The organism is Streptococcus suis YS161, assembly GCF_002760245.1.
Taxonomy (GTDB): domain Bacteria; phylum Bacillota; class Bacilli; order Lactobacillales; family Streptococcaceae; genus Streptococcus; species Streptococcus suis_I.
The window spans coordinates 21385-42041 of sequence record NZ_ASCA01000065.1 but is presented as its reverse complement, the minus strand read 5'-3'; the positions used below and the strand labels follow the sequence as shown (position 1 = coordinate 42041).

Genomic DNA, 20657 nt, shown 5'->3' with positions numbered 1-20657 from the left:
GTTTAAATCACCTTTTCTTTTCTCTTATTCAAACATGCTGCCAAACAAACCACGAATGCGATCTGTGATGTTTCCCTTAGCAGCTGGACGAACTTCTTCTTCCTCATCATGGTAAGTAGGAGCAACTTGTTCCTCTACTTGATCAACTGTGTTCAATTCGTTCACGATTTCTCTTTGAATTGGCTGACTAATCCGAGGACGAGCAACAGGAATTTCAACTGGCTTATGTCTCAAGGTAGTTTCGCCATTTACTGCATGTTGGGCAATATTTTCAACATCTTCTAACTCACCAACATACTCAACAAAGCTAATCACACTTGCAAATGCTGGATTGCGGATACCAATCTGATTTGGAACAAAAAGTTTAGTGTTAACACCAAACACTTCTTGGGCCAATTCTGTAATTCCTGGTAAGATAGCACCACCACCTACAAGAACAATGCCTCCTGGTAAATCTAGAGCACGTGTACGCTCCAAATCTTGTTTCACACGGTCAAAAATCTGACGCAGACGTGCCGCTATCACTTCTGAAAGGTAGCGCTCGGTCACTTCAACTGGAGCGTTTTCTCCAATCACGTCAACAGTGAATTTTTCCTTATCACTTGCATCTTGCGGATAGGCAATGCCGTAGTTGTATTTCAAGTTTTCAGCGATACTCTTTGAAGTTGTCAATACTTTTGAAATATCGTTTGTGATATAATCTCCACCTTCTTGGTAGATGTTTGTGTATTGCAACTCTTGGCCACGCATAACAGCCACAGTCGTTTGACCGCCACCAAGATCAATGACAGTCGCACCAAACTCACGTTCACCTTCATTCAATACAGAGCGAGTTAGTGCCAACGGAGAAATTACAATATTTTCAACTTGGACACCTGCACGCTCCACCGTTTTACGAAGATTGTGAAGAATGGTACGTGGTCCTGTGTACAGCATACCACGCATTTCCAAGCGAATTCCCATCATTCCACGAGGGTCCTTAATGCCTTGGAATCCATCGACAGTGAACTCTTCTGGAATAAATGAAATCACTTCGCGTTCCGGAGTCATACTCTTTGTCAATGCTGATTTTACAACATTCTCAACATCCAAATCTGTAATTTCTTGTGAATCTGTTGTAACAGGAATCATCCCTTGAGTCGGTTCAATCTGAAGAAGGTTGGCAGGTAATCCAACATTTACCTTTTCAATGCGGATACCTGACTTTTCTTCTGCCTGCTCGATCGCTTTTTTAATCGCTCCAGCAGCCACCTCAATATTTACAATAATTCCATCTTTGACGCCAGCACTTTTTACATTGCTGACCCCAATCACATTCATTTCGTTATCAATATATTCTGCAACCAAGACTTTAACGGAGCTTGTACCAATATCTAATCCCGTAAAAAAGCCGTTTCTAGCCATTCTATCAGTCCTCTCTTACTTCCAACTTTAACAAATCATCTTCCATTTTGAAAAATAGTATAATTAGTCATCATTCATTATACCATATTATATCGAATTATGGTGTTTTTAAAGGATTTTTTTATTACTTTTTCTTTACAAAATTATCTATTTCAGCTTGCATATCTATAAATACCAACTTCCATATCAATTGTCGTTGGAACTGTCACTTCTGCCGCTATTTTTGTATAGTAAGGCAACTTCTGGCTAATCTCACTCAATGGAACTAAAACCGTGTTTCCATCCGCCATATTGAGTGTCAGCAAATCCGCGGTCACTTTACTTGGCGTTAAATTTATTGTCTGAATAGCAGAACGAATTCCTGTATCTATTTTACCCAATTCAATGGCCAGTTCCTTGATTAATTCCTTGTCGGATAAATTAATCGTTGTGTAGCCTTCTGGCAAAGAATCCTGTGAAATCGGCTCTCCGCCAACCTCTCCACTAGACAATACTGGATACCACTGACTTTGTTGCTGAATGTAACCTATGATAGCGTATTCTTTAATTTGAATCGTAAAGGCAGCTGGAAAATGGAACTTGATTGTTGCTGTCTCTACAGACGAACTATTCTTCTTAATATTCTTTGCGTAAGCATCTGCATGCAAAGCTATAGTTACATTGTAATCATCCGGAGAGATAAGGCTATAATTTTCTACTTGCTCAGCAGTTAGTCGCTCATTTCCGACAACCTCTATTTGTTTTTTCTTGCTGGTTGGAGAAATAAAATACAAGGCTAGAGCTGCCAGTAACAAACTCGTCACAAGAACCGGAATAGCTTTCCAGACTACTTTGGAAGGAATATCAACTTTTAAAGGCTGGACCTTTTTCTCTGTTTCTGTCTTGGATTCCAGACTCTCTTGTCTTCTGTTTATTCCCTGAAAAAGGCCCCTTTTACTCTTTTTAGCTTCTGGGATCTTCTGTTCTGTCTGCCCCTCGTCAACTGACTGAATATCTGCGTCATCTTTATGAGCAAGGTAGGCTTGGTGGCGTGCTTTCCATTGTTCGAAAAAGGCACTTTTTTCATCATCCGGAGCAGTCATGTCAGGTATGTCTACATCCGTAGAAAGTCCTTTTTCTTCGGCTAATACAGATTCTTTCTCTACTGGTGAAATTTGCTCTGAATCCAATTCTACTTGGGATGCCTGTTCCACTTCTAGCACTGATTCTTCTACATTTGAATCTTTTTCCGTCATAGAACCTACCTTCCCATATCTTCTCTAAGCAAATTGTAAAAACTATCTACTGACTGAATTTCATTAGAATTTGCCATGTTTTGGATATAAAATTCCTTATTTTTCAATAGCTCATCGACTTCTACTAACAGGCTGGCAAATGTCAATTGACTTTCATCAATCTGCTTAGAATATCCCTTTTTCTCTGCATAGAGAGCATTTTCAATCTGATCCCCTCGACTGGCCTGTCGTCCTAGAGGCACAATCAAATGGAGTTGTTGCATGGCAATCAACTCAAACAGAGTATTGGAACCACCACGGGTAATAACGACATCCGCTAAATCCATCAACGGTTGATAAAGTTCTGTCACATAGTCAACTCTATATAGGTTTTTATCTAATTGGTTGAGACTACTGTCCCCTGTCAAGTTGATAATATTGAATCGTTCGGTCAGAGCTGCACTATTCTGACTGATTAAATCATTAAAGACTTTAGCACCGCCCGAACCACCTACAAACAGTAGGGTCGGCAGACTTTTATCGAAGTGACTGAGAATTTCTGGCAACTGGATTGGTGTAACTTTGTCATTCGTTTGCCCCACTTTTGTAACCGCACCAACATGTTTTACTTTAGTCAAGCTGGCAGGTTGCTCAAAAGTACTATACATGGTTGTCGCAAATTTATAGGCTATTTTATTGGCCAGTCCCATTGTTAAGTCTGATTCATGGATAAAGACCGGAACTCGCAAGAATTTAGCTGCAATAACTGGCGGAACCGATACAAACCCACCTTTTGAAAAAAGAGCTTGCGGACGAATTTTAGCAATAATGGCCAAGGATTGAAGTACACCGAAACCGACTTTAAACACGTCCAACATATTTTGGAAAGAGAAATAGCGGCGCAATTTCCCAGTCGAAATAGAATGAAAATGGACATCTAAACCTGATTTCACAACCTGCTCATGCTCAATACCGTTCCCATCACCAATATAGTGGACTTCCCAGCCTTCTTCCAAAAATCGCGGAATCAAGAGGAGATTGAGCGTCACGTGCCCAACAGTCCCTCCGCCTGTAAAAACAATTTTTTTCATGATTATTTCAACTCCTCAAAGGTCTGTAAGAAGACGTCGCCACGCACTTCAAAATTGGCATACATATCCCAGCTTGCATTGGCTGGACTTAAAAGGACAATATCTCCTTTTTCCGCAATGGCAAAGGCTTTTCTAGTCGCATCCGCAATATCGAGAGCTTCTATCGTTTCCACTTCTGCCTTATCTGCTGCGCGTTGAACACGGGGAGCTGATTGACCAAGGAGCACCATGTTCTTTAGTCCGACCAAATCAGGGACTAATTCATCAAATTCATTGCCACGGTCTAATCCACCTGCAATCAAAATGACCTTGCTATTGTCAAACCCTGAAAGAGCTTTTTGAGTCGCCAAGATATTGGTAGACTTACTATCATTGTAGAAGGAAACACCGTTGATTTCACCTACAAATTGCAAGCGGTGTTTGACACCTCCAAAGGCAGACAAACTTTCCTGAATCGCTTGGTGATCTACTCCCAACAATTTTGCAACCACAATTGTTGCCAAGGCATTTTCAACATTGTGTGAACCTGGAACACCAATTTGGTCAGCATCCATGATGTATTCACCCTTGAAATAGAGTTTTCCTTCTGCCAAGTAAGCTCCATCAACCACTTCCAGCGTAGAAAAAGGAACGACAGTTGCTTTGGTCTGTCCAGCCAATTCCTTGGCTTCTTTCTGGTTGAAGTTGAGCACTACAAAATCCTCAGCCGTCATTTGACGCTGAATCATCCATTTGGCTGCTACGTAGTCTTCAAAAGTCCCGTGATAATCAATATGACTGGCAATGAGATTGGTCACAACGGCGATATGCGGACGGAAAGATTCTGTCCCCATTAACTGGAAAGACGATAATTCCATGACCAAGGTATCCTCTGCAGTCGCAGTTTGAGCGACCGAAGATGCTGGGTAACCAATATTTCCACATAATTTTGCAGGTTTATTTCCAGCATTCAAGACTTCTGCAATCATGGTCGTTGTCGTTGTCTTGCCGTTCGAACCTGTTATCCCCACGATTGGAGCATCTGCTACCAAGTAGGCCAATTCAACCTCTGTCCATACTGGAATTCCTTTGCCAATTGCTTTTTCAACCATAGGATTATCATAGCGAATTCCTGGATTTTTTACCATCAAAGCGAAATCTTCATCCAATAATTCCAAGGGATGGCTCCCGCAAATAACACGAATACCATCTTCCAACAAAGATTGAGCAGTCGGATTTTCTTCAAAAGGCTTTCCATCGTTAACAGTGACGATAGCACCCAATTTATCTAGGAGACGGGCTGCAGATTCCCCTGATTTAGCTAAACCTAGCACTAACACTTTCTTATTTTTTACAATATCAACCATCTTCATCTCAAATACCTTTACTTTCTAACACCTTATTTTACCCTTTACGAAGACCTTTTTCAAGCCAGAGGACAGAAAAACCGACGCAAAGCGTCGGTTAATTTCATCTATATCTATAAGGACCAGGTCGCTCTGTCCTCCTCTGCCTGTCTTTCGGTTCTTTATCGAGATAATAAATATCCCGCATCGCCCAAAAACCAATCAGAATCATTAGTAGACCAACCCAAATTTCCTTTGAAAATTGCATGATTCTTAAAAATCCAAGTACCAAGGCAATCGCTAATGCTACCAGTAAAAATACTGCCGCAATCAAATTCATAGTCCCCTTAATATTGCGAGGTGCCACAAATATATAAAAAAGTACTAACATGATGGCGAGGATTAAATAAAACATGCTTCTTCTCCTAGAAATTATTCCTCAGTCGCTAATTTTTTCTTCTTCGCAGCCTTGTCACGCTCTGCCTTGTTCAAGATTTGCTTACGAAGACGGATAGATTCTGGCGTTACTTCCATGTATTCGTCATCGTTCAAGAATTCAAGGGATTCTTCAAGAGTCAAGATACGTGGTGTCTTAATTACAGACGTTTGGTCTTTGGTAGCTGAACGAACGTTGGTCATTTGTTTTGCAGTTGTGATGTTAACTGTCAAGTCATTTTCACGCGAGTTTTCACCGATAATCATTCCTTCGTACACTTCAGTACCTGGGTTTACAAAGATGGTACCACGCTCTTCAATACGCATGATAGAGTATGTCGTTGCCTTACCTTGATCGATAGAAACAAGGGCACCACGGTGACGACCACCGATCTCACCTTGAACAACTGGCAAGTATTGGTCGAAAGTATGGTTCATGATACCGTAACCACGCGTCATTGAAAGGAATTCTGTTGAATAACCAATCAAACCACGCGCAGGCACAAGGAAAACAAGACGAGTTTGACCATTACCTGTCGCAACCATATCCAACATATCACCCTTACGCTCAGAAAGGGATTGGATAACAGAACCTTGGTATTCTTCTGGTGTATCAATTTGCACGCGCTCGAATGGCTCCATCTTCACGCCGTCGATTTCCTTGATGATAACTTCTGGACGTGATACTTGAAGCTCATAGCCCTCACGACGCATGGTTTCAATCAAGATAGACAAGTGCAATTCCCCACGACCTGAAACAGTCCATTTATCTGGAGAGTCAGTAGGGTCAACACGGAGAGAAACGTCCGTTTGCAATTCTGCCAAAAGGCGCTCTTCGATTTTACGTGATGTTACCCATTTACCTTCACGACCAGCAAATGGTGAGTTGTTGACCAAGAAAGTCATTTGAAGAGTTGGCTCATCGATACGAAGAACTGGAAGTGGCTCAATCGCATCAGTTGGTGTTACAGTTTCACCAACGAAGATGTCTTCCATACCAGAAACAGCAATCAAATCACCGGCTTTTGCTTCTTGGATTTCCTTACGCTCAAGACCGAAGAAACCAAAGAGTTTAGTAACACGGAAGTTTTTAGTTGTACCGTCTAGTTTAGAAAGGGTAACTTGGTCACCAACTTTAACAGTTCCACGGAAGACACGACCGATACCGATACGACCTACGAAGTCGTTGTAGTCCAAAAGGGATACTTGGAACTGCAAAGGCTCATCTGAGTTATCCACTGGTGCAGGGATATGCTCGATGATGGTATCGAAAATTGGTGCCATTGTTTCTTCTTGGTCTGCTGGATTGTCAGACAAAGATGAAGTACCATTGATAGCTGATGCGTAAACCACTGGGAATTCCAACTGGTCATCATCTGCACCAAGTTCGATGAAGAGTTCAAGCACTTCATCAACAACTTCTTCTGGACGAGCAGATGGTTTGTCAATCTTGTTGACAACGACGATTGGTGTCAAGTTTTGTTCAAGGGCTTTTTTCAATACGAAACGAGTCTGTGGCATGGTACCTTCGTAGGCATCCACAACAAGGACAACACCGTCAACCATTTTCATGATACGCTCAACCTCACCACCGAAGTCCGCGTGTCCCGGTGTGTCCATGATGTTGATACGAGTACCGTTGTAAGCTACGGCAGTGTTTTTAGCAAGAATAGTGATACCACGCTCTTTTTCGATGTCGTTTGAGTCCATGGCACGCTCATCCAATTGCGTACGCTCATCAAGGGTTTGAGATTGTTTCAATAATTCATCAACGAGGGTTGTTTTTCCGTGGTCAACGTGGGCAATAATAGCTACGTTACGGATGTCTTCTCTAAGTTTTGTCATAATATCCTCTATATTTTTTAATTTAACTAAAAAAGTATATCATAGATTGACGCAAAAATCACAGATAATCTTGTTGTAAATGTTTTCAGATAGCAGATTGAAAGCAGAAGAAAAGAGATTGAAGCCAACCTCTTACAAAATGTTCTCAAAATTATCACGCACTTCTTGTGGCCAAACACTGGACTGCACTTCACCAATATGTTTCTTACGAAGCAAGAACATGGCCAAACGGGATTGACCAATACCGCCACCAATCGAAAGCGGGAAGAGACCATTCAAAAGGGCACGATGCCAATCAAATTCCAAACGGTCCTCGTCACCTGTAATAGCGACCTGGCGTTTAAGTGCTTCTTCATCCACACGAATCCCCATTGAGGACAACTCAAAGGCTGAACCAAGTGCTTCGTTCCAAACCAAGATGTCTCCATTGAGTCCTTTGTAGCCTGCTTCTGATGGGCTTGTCCAGTCATCATAGTCTGGGGCGCGTCCGTCATGTGGTTTACCATCTGCCAGTTCTCCACCGATACCGATTAGGAAGACCGCACCGTATTCTTTGGCAACCACATTTTCACGCTCTTTTGGTGTCAAGTCTGGGAAGTTCTTGACCAAATCCTCAGTATGGATAAAGGTGATTTTCTTAGGCAAAACAGACTCAATATCATAACGAGCTTCAACTGCCAATTCGGTCAGACGGATAGCCTTGTAAATCTGCTCCACTGTTTCTTTCAAGTAAGCTAAATTCCGACGACCATCAGGAATAACCTTCTCCCAGTCCCATTGATCCACATACACCGAGTGAATCGGATCCAAGGAATCCTCATCTGGACGAAGAGCTTTCATGTGAACAAAGAGCCCTTCTCCCTCATTAAAACCGAATCGAGCCAAGGTATGACGCTTCCACTTAGCAAGTGAGTGAACCACTTCATAGGTCGCATCTGGAATCAACTTCACATTAACAGTAACCGCATTCTCCACACCGGACAAATTATCCTGCATACCATCCCCGACACGACTCAAAATCGGTCCTTGCACTTCTACGATTTCTAGCTTGTCTTTCAAATACTGGGTGAATGTATTTTTGACGAAAGAAATCTCCTCTTGCTGATGAATGAAGCTTTTCTTCATACCTTACCTCCTCGTAAAATTTATACACCTTATTATACTCTTTTTTACCCACTTGTAAAGTCTTTTTATTAAATATTCTGATAATTTAATGGAGGTTTTTCACTTCGGATGTCAGTACTTCTATCACGCCCTCTGTCAAGCGTCTAGGACCACGCACCGCCCTGACTCCCAAGTCCATCATGCGCGCTCTCGGCAACACATCATCGGAAAACTGAGCGAGCAATTCCACCTGCATGACTTTCTTTTCTGTAGGAATGTCTGATTCCCCGCGATTTTCTAAGTTCGCCCCCAAGACACGGCAGACATAGCGAATGGCCTGTACATGCGCCGTCACATAGATGGCTACGATGTCCCCAGCTTGAATGGTTGATTTTTGCGGCCAAGAGACTACCTTATTTTCCACAAACTCGGTATCAATATCATAGACCTTTGGATTGGCTGGAATAACCCAGTAATCAGGCCCTTGCTCCGCCTTGTAGGATTTTGGTCCTACCAGATAACGGCTCTTCTCAAGGAGGACAAAAACCATCTGGTCCTCCACAGTCTCATCCAGCAAGACCGACACCCAGGTCTTCTTTGACATGTGGTAGGCAGGGTAAATGCCCGACTGGCTCAGCAGCTCTGCTATTTCCCGACCGTCAACCTTGAGATTGACAATCTCCACCAGCTCCTGCGACCCACTCCCATCCAACTTATCTCTCGGAATCTGACTGACCAAAGCGTACCACTTGTTATTGGCAGGGTGGCGAAAGGCCCCATAGGTCGGCAACTTGGCAAAGGGATAATCAGGTAGGTCACCCCACTGCTCCTTGATGAGCTGAGCTATGCGGTTGCTTTGATTTTGGGAAAATGGCAGAGCGATACAACAAGCATCCTCTACTCGAGCCAAAATGGACTGATAAGCCTCACGCACCTGCCCCACAAAAACTCCAGCTGGCGCAGTCACCAGATGGGCGGTATAGACCTCCTCCATCTCGCAATCCCAGACAAATGACGACAGCTGACCAGCCTCATCAACCTCCACCACTGCCTCGAACTGCCCCTCCATGAAGACCTCACGGTAGGTGTAACGACCATCGGAGAAGATGAAACCGAAAGGAATGAGAGAGGGGAGGTGGATTTTGTAAGAATTGATTTTGTTCATTACTCTACTCCCCATCATTGTTTTCTAGAAAACAATGGAATTACATTATCAAACGTATCTAATTGAAGCAAATACTTATCAAAAAATTTCACATCAAATGAAAATAATTGACTGATAAAATTCTTTGACACCCTCTGATTTCGTTCAATATCTGACAGAGTTAAAAGATTGTTTGAAAGGATGACATCTAAGATACTTCTGATTTTACTTGGTTTCTTTAAGGGAATTTCCAAATCTAGTGGCTCAACTGCTTTATATCCTTTTTTTGAAATCTGCCGATAGAAATAAGAATTTTGCTGTGGAGTCAGTAAGCCAAGCTTGTAGGCTCTATATTCAAGCGCTTGAATTGAGACACCAAAACGTTTTTTTAACAAGATATATTGTTCAGGATTGCTGACACGCTTACCTACAATATTCACAAAATCCATTAAAAATTGTTTCCTAGGTAACAGGAAATAGGAGGCGAATTGATTGGCTTCTTTCTCTTTTTCCTCTAATTCTTCTTTTGACAGTTCCTCAAAATCTACTTGGTTGTGCAAGAGTAGATGCCCTAGTTCATGTGCTAAATCAAAATTACGTCGTACCGCTGATTTTCCCAGTCCCAAAACGATAAAAGGTCGACCATTACGTGACCAAGCACTATAGGCATCCGCATTTCCATTGATTAATCTCTCTGAAATGTATATCCCAGATTTTTCTAAACTATAGAGGAGATTGGCATTATCAACTGATACTGCCAATACCTCTCTAGCATGATCAGCAATAAACTCAAGTGATTCATGTTGCTGAAGTTTTTGCTCAATACTATCAACTAACTGGTAAATTATTTGATTAGGAATGGATACAAAGTTCTCCAAATAATCTATCATTTGATTCATTTTTTCCAAATATACCATTTGGATATGGATGTTTTTTTTTGCCTCAAGGTCTGCATTCCGAAAGGCAATGCGACTTAGTGAGAATGAACCATTCTTATCAACAGCATCAAAATAGTCAACTTCAACCTGAAAAAAACGAGCCATTGCTATCTTATTTTTCATTTTTGGAAGTGTAACTCCAGTTTCAAATTGCCATATAGCCTGTTCGGTCACTTCAAGCTCTCTTGCCAAATCTGCACGCGAAAGACCATTCAGAAGTCGTAATTCATCTAACCTTGAACCATTAAACATTTCTAAGCTTCTTTTCTGAAGCGCGACGAGGGATAATCTCAAAATCCGCAACATCATCAATCTCTGATAAACCTTGTAATTGTTGATATTTTTCATCGTTAAAATTGATACTACTTGTAGAAATAAATGTTGATAAATCTTGAATTTCAATCAATTTCCCATTTCTTGAATCGAGCATAATGACTTTAATAGTTATCAAATGATGTAATTCATTGGCTTGGTATGTGATAAAGAAAAAGTTGTTGATAGATTGTTCAGAACGATGTAAAATCTCAAAAAGGCTGTCATCAAACAGCTCCATCTGAACTGGGAAGGCGTACTTTCATCGGTATTCCTTGAAAGATTTTCTCGGTAAGCTGTATTTATTTGAGCATAGTCAAATAAATAGCCCTTTCCACTTTTTACTGCTGTTGGAAAAACCTGCCGCAAGCGAGTAAGACCTTTTAAAACAAAACATACACGTCCTAATAGTTGATTTTCTGAGTTAAATTCTAAAAACTCCCAAGATTGACTCGCATGTTTCAACTCAAATTTATCAATAAAATTTAGGTTTGCAGTCGCAAGAGCATCATCTATATGATTAGCTTTAGTCCAAGCATAACCAGCAGAAACATGCATTGTTCTTCTCTTTTCAATTCACTCATCAAGATAGGACTTGTATCCCTTCAATATAGCATCTACAATAGATTGACTTTGATCGGGAGTAAATACTTCTTTTTCCATATGCACCTACATTTTTCATTATTTTATCATATTTTTATACAAAATATTAAATTTTAATACAAATATGGTTCTTTTTTTAAAGAAAGATCCAAACAGAACAGTATTCGGATTTTTTATTTAATATTTGAATTCTCAAATTTTTCAAGCAATTCTTCAGCAATAGATCGACTTTCTAACCTTAACAAACTAGCTTGATCATCCGACTGATGAATAAAGGGGGATAAATTGCCGTACCAAACGGTAGTACTATCTAAGATAACTGTTGTCGTACCAATCCTTTCTGGTACAAGCTTCACCTTCACATTGTCACTGTTTAACCCCATTAACCACTCACTTAACTTATGGTTTTTGGAAATATGAATAACGACTTGTTTTCCTCGGAGCAGTCCCAGTAGTTCCTGAATTTTACTAGAAGTGAACGAATGCAATTGTAAATAGACTGTTGAGCGTGTGTTCCGCAAATCCTCTCTAAATTTCTCCTCGTAGTTCCTACCACTGAATAATACTTGGGTTTGTTCTTTCTCTCCAACCTGATAAGCCATTTTTCGATAAGCTATCTGACGTTTCTGGTACATTCTTTCAAGATAAGGAACGTGTATATCTAGATAGTCGACTATTCTCACCTCAGTTTTTCCTTGATAGGGACGATGGAGCCGCCCCGCATACTGTATGAGATTATTTTTCCAAGACAAGGGAGCTGCCAAAATTAATGTATCCAACTTTGGCATATCAAACCCCTCGCCAATATACTTTCCTGTTGAAATGAGGACAAAGGGACTATTCTCATCTAGCTCACTGATTCTTTTCAGGAGTTCTTTCGTATCTCGTCTTTTACTCGCTCCACTCAGACAAAAAATATTGGTCATTTCTTTTTCAATAAGTAGCCTTTCCAATAGTTCTATATGTTCCCGTCGATTGACTAAGACAAGGATGTTTCGCTTTTCTTGATATAGTTTGAAAATATCTTGCACAATCAAAGTATTGCGATGTAAATCTTTGGCAAGCCAATCATTAAGGGCTGAAAAGTTCGTACTATTCGACTGCTCCAAATCCAACTTTCCAAAAGATGTTAATCGGAGAAGCATCCTCTTTTTAAAATCGTATTGGCCTGATTGGGCAGTATGTAATATTGAACCAATCCGTTGAAAGACAATCGGTTGATGTCCATTTTTACGCTCTGGCGTTGCTGTTAGACCATATAGATATTGACCAGCAAATTGAGCAACTACTTTTTCAAACTGCAAGGCTGTCACATGATGGCATTCATCCACAATCATCATATCGTAATCCGACAAAAATTCGGAAATAGTGTCCAATTGGAAGAGAGATTGAATCATAACCACATCCACCAGTTTGCTCCTCCATCTTTTAGAAGCCCCATATTGCCCAATATGCCCTATTACTTTTACACGCCCTGAAGGAGTATAGCGAACCGCCTCTTCCTCTTCAATCTCTAAAAATTCATCCAACCTTTCCAACCACTGCTCCATCAGTTGACGATTATGAACTAAGATAAGCGTTCGGCATTTCCTTTGTGCAATCAAGGCTGCCCCCAGAACTGTCTTCCCAAAACCTGTTTCGGCACATAGCAAGCCATTCTCACTAGCTAATAAATCTGCCAAAACAAGCTCCTGCTCAAAACGTAAGATCCCTTTGAAAGAAATCTGAATCGGAGATAAACTGTTGCGATTGTCCCTAACAGTTACTGTTTCAAATATTTCTTGTAGCTTAGCAAGTATTCCTCTTGGAAGATGCAATGCTTCATCCGTTTCTTCAAATAAATAGATGCGTTCTGGAGTCTGATAAGTTGGCTGTCTAGTCGCTTGTTTTAAATAAAATTCAGGGTTAGGAAAAGATGCCAGCTTTCTCAATAAGTAATTTGTTTTTGAAGAAATAAACCTCTTCTCAACTCGAATAACGTTTGATAAGCTACAATCTAACACTGTATCATCTACAGAATCCGAAAACTCCTGTCCTAAGAAATCTAGAATTTTCTTCTGGCCAATCTTTTGAACCTGTTGAAGATAGGTCCATTGTTCAGAAAAGGGCTGAAAATGTTTATCAACAAAAACGGTTCTTCCCTTCTTGAAAGCTTCCCCTTGTAAGGGCAGTGCGATAAGATTGCCAAATCCTCCCTTGGGCAGAATATCTTGATTTGGAAACATACGGTCAAATGAAGAAAAGCGAATATTTTTTGACTCCTGCATAGCCAATTCCAGCAGTCTTTTTCCAACATTTCTCGCCTGCTGACATGTAATTTCTTCCTCGAAGAAAAACCAGAGGTGGGCACCATTGCCCGAACGAGAGATTTCGAGATGCCCCTCAAAGCCATGTTGTTCTGCTGTATCTCTTAGAATGGAGACCTCTTCTCTCCAATTCTTTTTATCAAAATCAATCACCAAAAAGGAACATGTGTCTGATAGACTCATTGGAAAAATGCCAATACTCATTTCGCCACGTAGATGAGCCAACAATACCTGTTTGGTCAAGGGTTGACAAGTTCTCTTTTCAACAGGAAGTTTTTTCCAACCATAGTTGTAAGAAGGAAAATAGTTGATTTTTCCATTTTCATCAATATAAGATTTCGCATAAACATCTATACGTCCCTTAAATAGGCTGAACAGAATAGAGAGTTTTTCATCGGTACTTAGTTGATGTTTTTGTTCTTCAAAGTAATCATACAAATGCTTATCACTTATCAGAAACTGCTGATTGTTATCTTGAAATTGCATTAAATTCAGAATCTTATCGGTAGCATAATAGGGAAAACGAGCAAGATGCTTTGCAACCTTACCCGTTAATTTTTCATAATAATAAGACATGTGAGTTCCTCTTTAATAAATATCCTCAAGAACATGATATTCCTTTACTGCTTTTGACTGAACTATTTTTTCTATAAAGTTCAGCTCTTTCAACGAATTTTCGATTATCACAATTCTAGGAACATTGTCCAGATTTAACACTAAAGACAAGACAAATTGATTGGGAAACTCTTTTGCTTTAAAAAACTCTTTCTCAGTCATTCTAAAACGACCTCTATTTTCTCGGATTCCTTTTACTTCGGATAAAAAGATCTTGTTCGTCGTCGTGACTTGAAAATCATACCCATCCCCATACAATCTGGCATCCTCAATACTCCCTGCTTTAAACAGAGGCACTGACTGAAAATGTTGTAAAAAGTATTGCTCCGCTTCTAAACCCGTTTCCTGCAATTTCCGAAATCGTGTTTGAACAATCGGTCTTTGAACTACTAAAATATCCGCCAAGAAACCCTCTTCTTTCAAACTCATTTTCAAAATATCTGCAAATTCCTTTACATCTGCCGTGCCAAATAAGCTATCTATAAACAATTTCCGATGCTCATAAACATCTTTTTTCTGCCACCAGCCTCGACGACCATTTTCAAAATAAGGATCAAACAAATCCATACGTTGCTTGATAACACCTGTTGTTTCCGCCAAACCAATCTGAACAAAATACTGATAGAAATCCGCCTTTGTTTCGAAACCAAATTGCTTGATTAACTGGGTGTCAAATTTAGCCAAACCATAGCCAATTAGATTTAATAAATGATAATATTTGTGTTTACTCATAACTTATACCTGCTTATTGTCCTCATTATACCCCTATTTAGGCTGGATACATACACTAATTTCTCGTTATTCAACAACCCCCAACTCCTCGTACATCCTCTCACTTGATAGATCATTCTGACCGTTCAAGAGGAGATTTTCAAAAAAGGCAGTTAAAAAATCCGACCGTTTATTGACTAACTTAGCATTGTCAAGTACAAGCGCATCACGGAAATATTTTGCATGTTTTTGAAAAGGCTCATTATCAATCTCGAAACCAAGTGAGCGAAGGTATTTGATGAGAAATACGGTGATTGTTCGAGTATTCCCTTCACGGAATGGGTGGATTTGCCAAACACCTGAAATAAAGGATTGGATATGGGCAACAATGGCTTTTTTATCTAATCCAGCATAAGAAAAATCCCTTTCTTGCTGGAAATCATAGTCCAAAGTGGCAACAATCAAGGGAAAATCTGAATAAATCACAGTGTCCCCCTTTAAAACTGGCTCGTTTTTTGTAATGTTAACCGTTCGATACTCACCAATTGGAACACTACTATCAAAAATATCCTGAAAGAGCTCTTTGTGGATATGTAAGAGAGTGGTTGGTCGGAGGCTAAAACCATTTTGAGAAAGCATTTCAACAATCCGGAGAGAGACGATATCTGCCTCTTGTGTACTGGCATCAGTTGACTGGTGGTATTTCGTAATTTCCTGGTACACCTGCTCATAAGTGTACTCTCCACGAGCCTGCCTATCAGCCAACTCTTCCATATAAACAGACGGAGTCAACCCATCCACTTTTTGAAGACCAAAACCAGTTTCCCAGAGTTCTTGCTTGGCTTCGTAGGAAAGATTGGGATTATCAATGTTGTAAGTTGGTTGCATAGACTCCTCCTGTTTGAATTTCTAGCCTTATTATACCACAAAACCCAGCCTTTTTAGGCTGGGCGTTTTATCCTATTCTACCTACTTAACAAGTTTTTTCATTTCTTCAATCCGTCCTACTGTCGCATCATATTTTGCTTGGTAGTCGGCTTGTTTTTCTTTTTCTTTTTCAACGACTTCTGGTTTGGCGTTGGCGATGAAGCGTTCGTTGCTGAGTTTTTTGCCGACCATGTCTAGTTCTTTTTGCCATTTGGCAAGTTCTTTGTCTAGTCGAGCCAACTCTTCTTCGACGTTGAGGAGGTCGGCTAGTGGCAAGAAGATTTCCGCACCGGTGATAACAGCTGACATGGCTAATTCTGGTGCAGCTATGCTTGAGCTGATTTCCAACTGTTCTGGATTGGTAAAGCGTCGGATGTAGTTTTCATTTGCCTTGAAGAAGGTTTCAAGCTCGCTATCTGCCGTCTTAATCAAAATGGTAATCGGCTTAGATGGCGCAACATTCACTTCTGCTCTGCTATTTCGCACCGAACGGATCAAGTCCTTAAGGCTCTCCACTCCCTTGTGGGCTTCCGCATTTTCAAATGCTGGGTTGACAACAGGATAGGCTGCCACCACGATAGATCCCTCTGCGTACTGGGCGAAGATCTCTTCCGTCACAAACGGCATGATTGGGTGGAGGAGGCGAAGGATTTGGTCCAGCGTGTAGAGAAGGACAGAGCGGGTCATGACTTTCTCAGCCTCGTTATCGCTGTAAAGGACCTCCTTGGTCAGCTCGACATACCAGTTGGCGAACTCTTCCCAGATGAAGTTGTAGAGGATATGACCAGCCACACCAAACTCGAACTTGTCAAAGTTTTCAGTAACCTTGGCAATGGTTTCGTTGAGGTTGTGGAGAATCCAGCGGTCCGTCACGTTACCAGCCTCGCCAGCTGCGACTTTGGCAATATTCTCAAGCGCCGCATCCAAGGTCAAGCCTTCATTGTTCATGAGGATGTAGCGGGAAATGTTCCAAATCTTGTTGATGAAGTTCCAAGACGCGTCCATCTTCTCATAAGAGAAGCGAACATCTTGACCAGGAGCAGAGCCGTTTGACAAGAACCAACGCAAAGCGTCCGCACCGTATTTCTCGATGACATCCATCGGGTCAATCCCATTTCCAAGCGACTTGGACATCTTGCGACCTTCTTCGTCACGGATCAAACCGTGGATCAGCACGTTCTTGAATGGCTGACGGCCTGTGAACTCAAGCGATTGGAAAATCATTCGTGACACCCAGAAGAAGATGATGTCGTAGCCCGTTACCAAGGTTGAAGTTGGGAAGTAACGCTGGAAGTCCGCCGCATTTTCGTCAGGCCAGCCCATGGTTGAGAAGGGCCAAAGGGCAGAGCTGAACCAGGTATCTAGGACATCCTCATCCTGTACCCAACCGTCACCTGCTGGAGCCTCTTCTCCGACGTACATTTCGCCAGATTCGTTATACCATGCTGGAATCTGATGCCCCCACCAAAGCTGACGCGAAATGACCCAGTCATGTACATTTTCCATCCATTGTAGGAAGGTATCGTTGAAACGTGGTGGATAAAATTCTACCTTGTCAGCTGTATCTTGGTTGGCAATGGCATTCTTGGCCAATTGGTCCATCTTAACAAACCATTGGGTTGACAAACGTGGCTCGACTACCACACCTGTACGCTCAGAGTGTCCAACAGAATGCACACGGTTTTCGATTTCCACAAGGGCACCCAGTTCTTGCAACTTAGCAACCGTTGCCTTACGGGCTTCAAAGCGGTCCATACCTGCAAATTCGCCTGCCAACTCATTCATAGTGCCGTCGTCGTTCATAACATTGACTTGTGGCAGATTGTGGCGTTGACCTACGAGGAAGTCATTTGGATCGTGGGCTGGAGTGATTTTCACAACCCCTGTACCAAATTCAGGATCCGCGTGCTCATCCGCAACGATCGGGATTGGCTTGTTCACAATTGGCAGGATAACATTTTTTCCGATCAAGTCCTTGTAACGTGGGTCTTCTGGGTTAACCGCAACCGCAACGTCACCAAACATGGTTTCAGGACGGGTTGTCGCAACTTGAAGGGCACGAGAGCCGTCTTCCAACATGTAATTCATATGGTAGAAGGCACCTTCGACGTCCTTGTGAATAACCTCGATGTCAGAAAGGGCTGTGCGAGCTGCTGGGTCCCAGTTGATGATAAATTCGCCACGGTAGATCCAGCCTTTTTTGTAAAGTTCTACAAAGACCTTGCGAACAGCTTTTGACAAGCCTTCGTCCAGCGTGAAGCGGTCACGTTGGTAGTCCAAAGACAGACCCAACTTGCCCCATTGCTCACGAATGGTCGCTGCATACTCATCCTTCCATTCCCAGACTTTTTCAAGGAATTTTTCACGACCCAAGTCATAACGGGTCACGCCTTGCTCCCGCAAGCGCTCCTCAACCTTAGCCTGAGTGGCAATCCCCGCATGGTCCATACCTGGAAGCCAGAGGGTGTCAAAGCCCTGCATGCGCTTCTGACGGATGATAATATCTTGAAGGGTGGTATCCCAAGCATGTCCCAGGTGCAACTTCCCTGTTACGTTTGGCGGCGGAATCACGATTGAATAGGGCTTGGCCTCCGCATCGCCTGACGGCTTAAAGACATCTTGGTCCAACCAAGTTTGATAACGACCAGCCTCAACCTCGGCTGGATTGTATTTTGGTGATAATTCTTTTGACATTATTTTTTCTCCTTTAGTATTCTTTAAGAAAATTAGTTTATACTATCCTCAAGCTAGAAATAGCCCAATTCTTTTTCATATAATCTCCTAGAAATAGTCAGTCCCTTGGGCTGGCTATTTCGTTTGTTCTTGCTCAAGCTCCTCCATTTTTTGGATAATCAGTTGAGCTACGTCATTGGCAGAAAGATGAGTATTATTAATTTTGAGATAATGCTGAATGCCCTCTGGAATGCCTAATGAGGTATATTGACATGTAGCAGCTGTAGAAAGAATCTCAGCCTCCGAAACTTCAATGTGTCGTTTCAAAGGTTTATGGGTCAGTCGATTTTCTGTCCGATTACGCCGCAGACGTTCTTCCAAAGCAGTTTCCAACTCAACAAATAAAATTTCCTGACCATGATGATGAAAAATCGTCTGAACAGTTGTAAGGAATTGAACCTCTATGAGATTTTTAAAATTAATCAAGGCAGTTCCGATTAGTGGGCGGCCTGACCTAGCAAACACATCATAAACAGCAAATGTTATACGTGTATTGAGGTCAAACATATCCTCAGAAAATTCAGGAATAAAACGTAGGCTAAAATCAATCGAATCGTGATTATGAAAGAGGGTCATCACTGTCAATTTCGCAACTTCCTGCCCAACGGTCATCTTGCCAGAAGCTTGTGCTCCAATAATAATTAGATTCATCTTGCCTCCCCCACCAACTCTATCTTTATCCCATCTGGATTTTCTAAATAGAGGGCATAGTGATCTGATCCTCCTGCGTGGGGATAGCGGTCATCGTAGAGGACTTTGACTCGTCTGGTCAACAATTCCTTCCGCCATTGGTCAATGTCATCTGGTGTTCCCGCATGAAAGGCTAAATGATTGAGACCTGTTCGGCAACGGTGATAGCCTGCCTCTAGGAAATCCTGTGGCGTTTGGACAAAGACCAGGTATTGCTCTGCTTTTTTATAAGATAGCCCTTCCTCCCACTCCTGATAGAGCGAGTAGCCTAGCTTGGTCAGGAAAAAATCGTAAAATGCACGCGAGGTTTCAAGGTTTGAAACATAGATTTCAACATGATGTAGCATATTTCTCCTTTCCAAATGAAAATCCCTGCCTAGACTTGCTAGACAGGGACGAAGTTATTCCGCGGTACCACCCTTGTTCAGATAGATTATAAATATCTGCACTTTGTTTATTCGATTCACATCATCAGCAACCAGTTTTGACATTTGTGCGGATTTCTCAGTACCACCGCTTCCTGTGACAAATGGGGCTCAAAACACCTCTGAATGGCTTTATTGTAACAAATTGTACCTTGAAAAGCAAGGGATTTAAGCTTTCAAGTCAATCCCTTTTTCCGTCAACTGCTTGATGGTAGCTGGCCCAATACCTTTAAGGGCCAAGAGCTCTTTTTCTGTGTAGTTTGCAAAATCAGCCACAGATTGAATACCTGCTTGGTAGAAGGTTTCCAAACGTGCTGCCGCAATGCCTTCCAACTCAGGAAGTGCCAAAAAGTCTTCCAATGAAGTCGCTGAAGAAGTCACTTCTGCTGCAACTTCTTTCACTTGTTCCACAGCATGCTCTACTACAGTCTCAGCCTTGTGAGCAACTGTCTCTACTACCTCTGCAGCTCTTTCAAGACCTACACGACCTGCACGTTTCAAGTCTGCTAATTGTTTTTTCAAAACTTTTTTACGATTTACTTTCTTTTTTCCCATTTTTCATCTCTCCCGTCTGATTAATAATGCCTTTGACCAAACAACTCATCTGGTAAATCATGAAAACCTTTGCCAGCATGGTAGTTGGCAAATTTCCCTTGAATGAATCGATAGGCATCCAGCTTGCTCTCATAGCGAATATAGGCATCCGCTGCCCGCTCATCCTTGTCTTCTTCCAAGACACGACGACTTTCTTCAACCGCCATCTCGTTTACCATGACCTGAGTGTTGACCCAGGCCTCAAATTCTTTTAAAAATTCTTGTTCTTTTGTCATAGGAT

General features: G+C 41.6%; 19 protein-coding genes. All 19 read right to left on the bottom strand.

The window, feature by feature from the left end:
• Positions 1–24: 24 nt before the first annotated feature.
• Positions 25–1404: a cell division protein FtsA gene (gene ftsA, locus SST111_RS08965; RefSeq protein ID WP_099810796.1), complete on the bottom strand. Its 1380-nt coding sequence runs from the start codon at positions 1402–1404 to the stop codon at positions 25–27.
• Between the two features lie 152 nt (positions 1405–1556).
• A complete protein-coding gene (locus tag SST111_RS08960) occupies positions 1557–2639 on the bottom strand; it encodes a cell division protein FtsQ/DivIB (protein WP_099810793.1) in 1083 nt (360 codons plus the stop codon).
• Positions 2640–2644: 5 nt separating this feature from the next.
• Positions 2645–3709 carry a UDP-N-acetylglucosamine--N-acetylmuramyl-(pentapeptide) pyrophosphoryl-undecaprenol N-acetylglucosamine transferase gene (locus SST111_RS08955; protein WP_044764548.1) on the bottom strand — a complete coding sequence of 355 codons (1065 nt, stop codon included), beginning with the start codon at positions 3707–3709 and terminating at the stop codon, positions 2645–2647.
• 2 nt (positions 3710–3711) lie between these two features.
• On the bottom strand, positions 3712–5061 hold the full coding sequence (murD, locus tag SST111_RS08950) for a UDP-N-acetylmuramoyl-L-alanine--D-glutamate ligase (protein ID WP_099810791.1): 1350 nt from the start codon (positions 5059–5061) through the stop codon (positions 3712–3714).
• A 97-nt stretch (positions 5062–5158) separates the two neighbouring features.
• Positions 5159–5449: a DUF3165 family protein gene (locus tag SST111_RS08945; RefSeq protein WP_002943024.1), complete on the bottom strand. Its 291-nt coding sequence runs from the start codon at positions 5447–5449 to the stop codon at positions 5159–5161.
• Positions 5450–5466: 17 nt separating this feature from the next.
• Complete coding sequence (typA, locus tag SST111_RS08940; RefSeq protein ID WP_099810788.1) at positions 5467–7314, bottom strand: translational GTPase TypA; 1848 nt, start codon at positions 7312–7314, stop codon at positions 5467–5469.
• Between the two features lie 132 nt (positions 7315–7446).
• A complete protein-coding gene (asnA, locus tag SST111_RS08935) occupies positions 7447–8439 on the bottom strand; it encodes an aspartate--ammonia ligase (protein WP_014637558.1) in 993 nt (330 codons plus the stop codon).
• A gap of 85 nt (positions 8440–8524) precedes the next feature.
• Positions 8525–9583: an MmcQ/YjbR family DNA-binding protein gene (locus SST111_RS08930; RefSeq protein ID WP_099810785.1), complete on the bottom strand. Its 1059-nt coding sequence runs from the start codon at positions 9581–9583 to the stop codon at positions 8525–8527.
• A gap of 14 nt (positions 9584–9597) precedes the next feature.
• A complete protein-coding gene (locus tag SST111_RS08925; RefSeq protein ID WP_099810782.1) occupies positions 9598–10752 on the bottom strand; it encodes a spr1629 family repressor/antitoxin in 1155 nt (384 codons plus the stop codon).
• Positions 10745–10930, bottom strand: a complete 186-nt coding sequence (locus SST111_RS12465) for a hypothetical protein (RefSeq protein ID WP_257211857.1) — start codon at positions 10928–10930, stop codon at positions 10745–10747. The genes SST111_RS08925 and SST111_RS12465 overlap by 8 nt, the downstream gene beginning before the upstream one ends.
• Before the next feature lie 17 nt (positions 10931–10947).
• Positions 10948–11370: a hypothetical protein gene (locus tag SST111_RS12460; RefSeq protein ID WP_257211856.1), complete on the bottom strand. Its 423-nt coding sequence runs from the start codon at positions 11368–11370 to the stop codon at positions 10948–10950.
• 218 nt (positions 11371–11588) lie between these two features.
• Positions 11589–14297, bottom strand: coding sequence for a TOTE conflict system archaeo-eukaryotic primase domain-containing protein (locus SST111_RS08915; protein WP_099810779.1), 2709 nt, complete (start codon positions 14295–14297; stop codon positions 11589–11591).
• 12 nt (positions 14298–14309) lie between these two features.
• On the bottom strand, positions 14310–15068 hold the full coding sequence (locus tag SST111_RS08910) for a DUF3883 domain-containing protein (protein WP_099810776.1): 759 nt from the start codon (positions 15066–15068) through the stop codon (positions 14310–14312).
• Positions 15069–15134: 66 nt separating this feature from the next.
• Positions 15135–15935, bottom strand: coding sequence for a Fic family protein (locus tag SST111_RS08905; RefSeq protein WP_099810774.1), 801 nt, complete (start codon positions 15933–15935; stop codon positions 15135–15137).
• A gap of 81 nt (positions 15936–16016) precedes the next feature.
• The gene (locus tag SST111_RS08900) at positions 16017–18668 is read right to left on the bottom strand and encodes a valine--tRNA ligase (protein ID WP_099810771.1); all 2652 of its coding nucleotides are present in this window, start codon (positions 18666–18668) and stop codon (positions 16017–16019) included.
• Between the two features lie 114 nt (positions 18669–18782).
• Positions 18783–19358, bottom strand: coding sequence for a shikimate kinase (locus SST111_RS08895; RefSeq protein WP_099810769.1), 576 nt, complete (start codon positions 19356–19358; stop codon positions 18783–18785).
• A complete protein-coding gene (locus tag SST111_RS08890; RefSeq protein ID WP_099810766.1) occupies positions 19355–19744 on the bottom strand; it encodes a VOC family protein in 390 nt (129 codons plus the stop codon). The genes SST111_RS08895 and SST111_RS08890 overlap by 4 nt, the downstream gene beginning before the upstream one ends.
• A 246-nt stretch (positions 19745–19990) precedes the next feature.
• Entirely contained in the window at positions 19991–20377 is a 387-nt protein-coding gene (locus SST111_RS08885; protein WP_099810764.1) for a helix-hairpin-helix domain-containing protein, read from the bottom strand.
• A gap of 20 nt (positions 20378–20397) precedes the next feature.
• Positions 20398–20652: a DUF1912 family protein gene (locus SST111_RS08880; RefSeq protein WP_002943432.1), complete on the bottom strand. Its 255-nt coding sequence runs from the start codon at positions 20650–20652 to the stop codon at positions 20398–20400.
• Between the last annotated feature and the right edge of the window lie 5 nt (positions 20653–20657).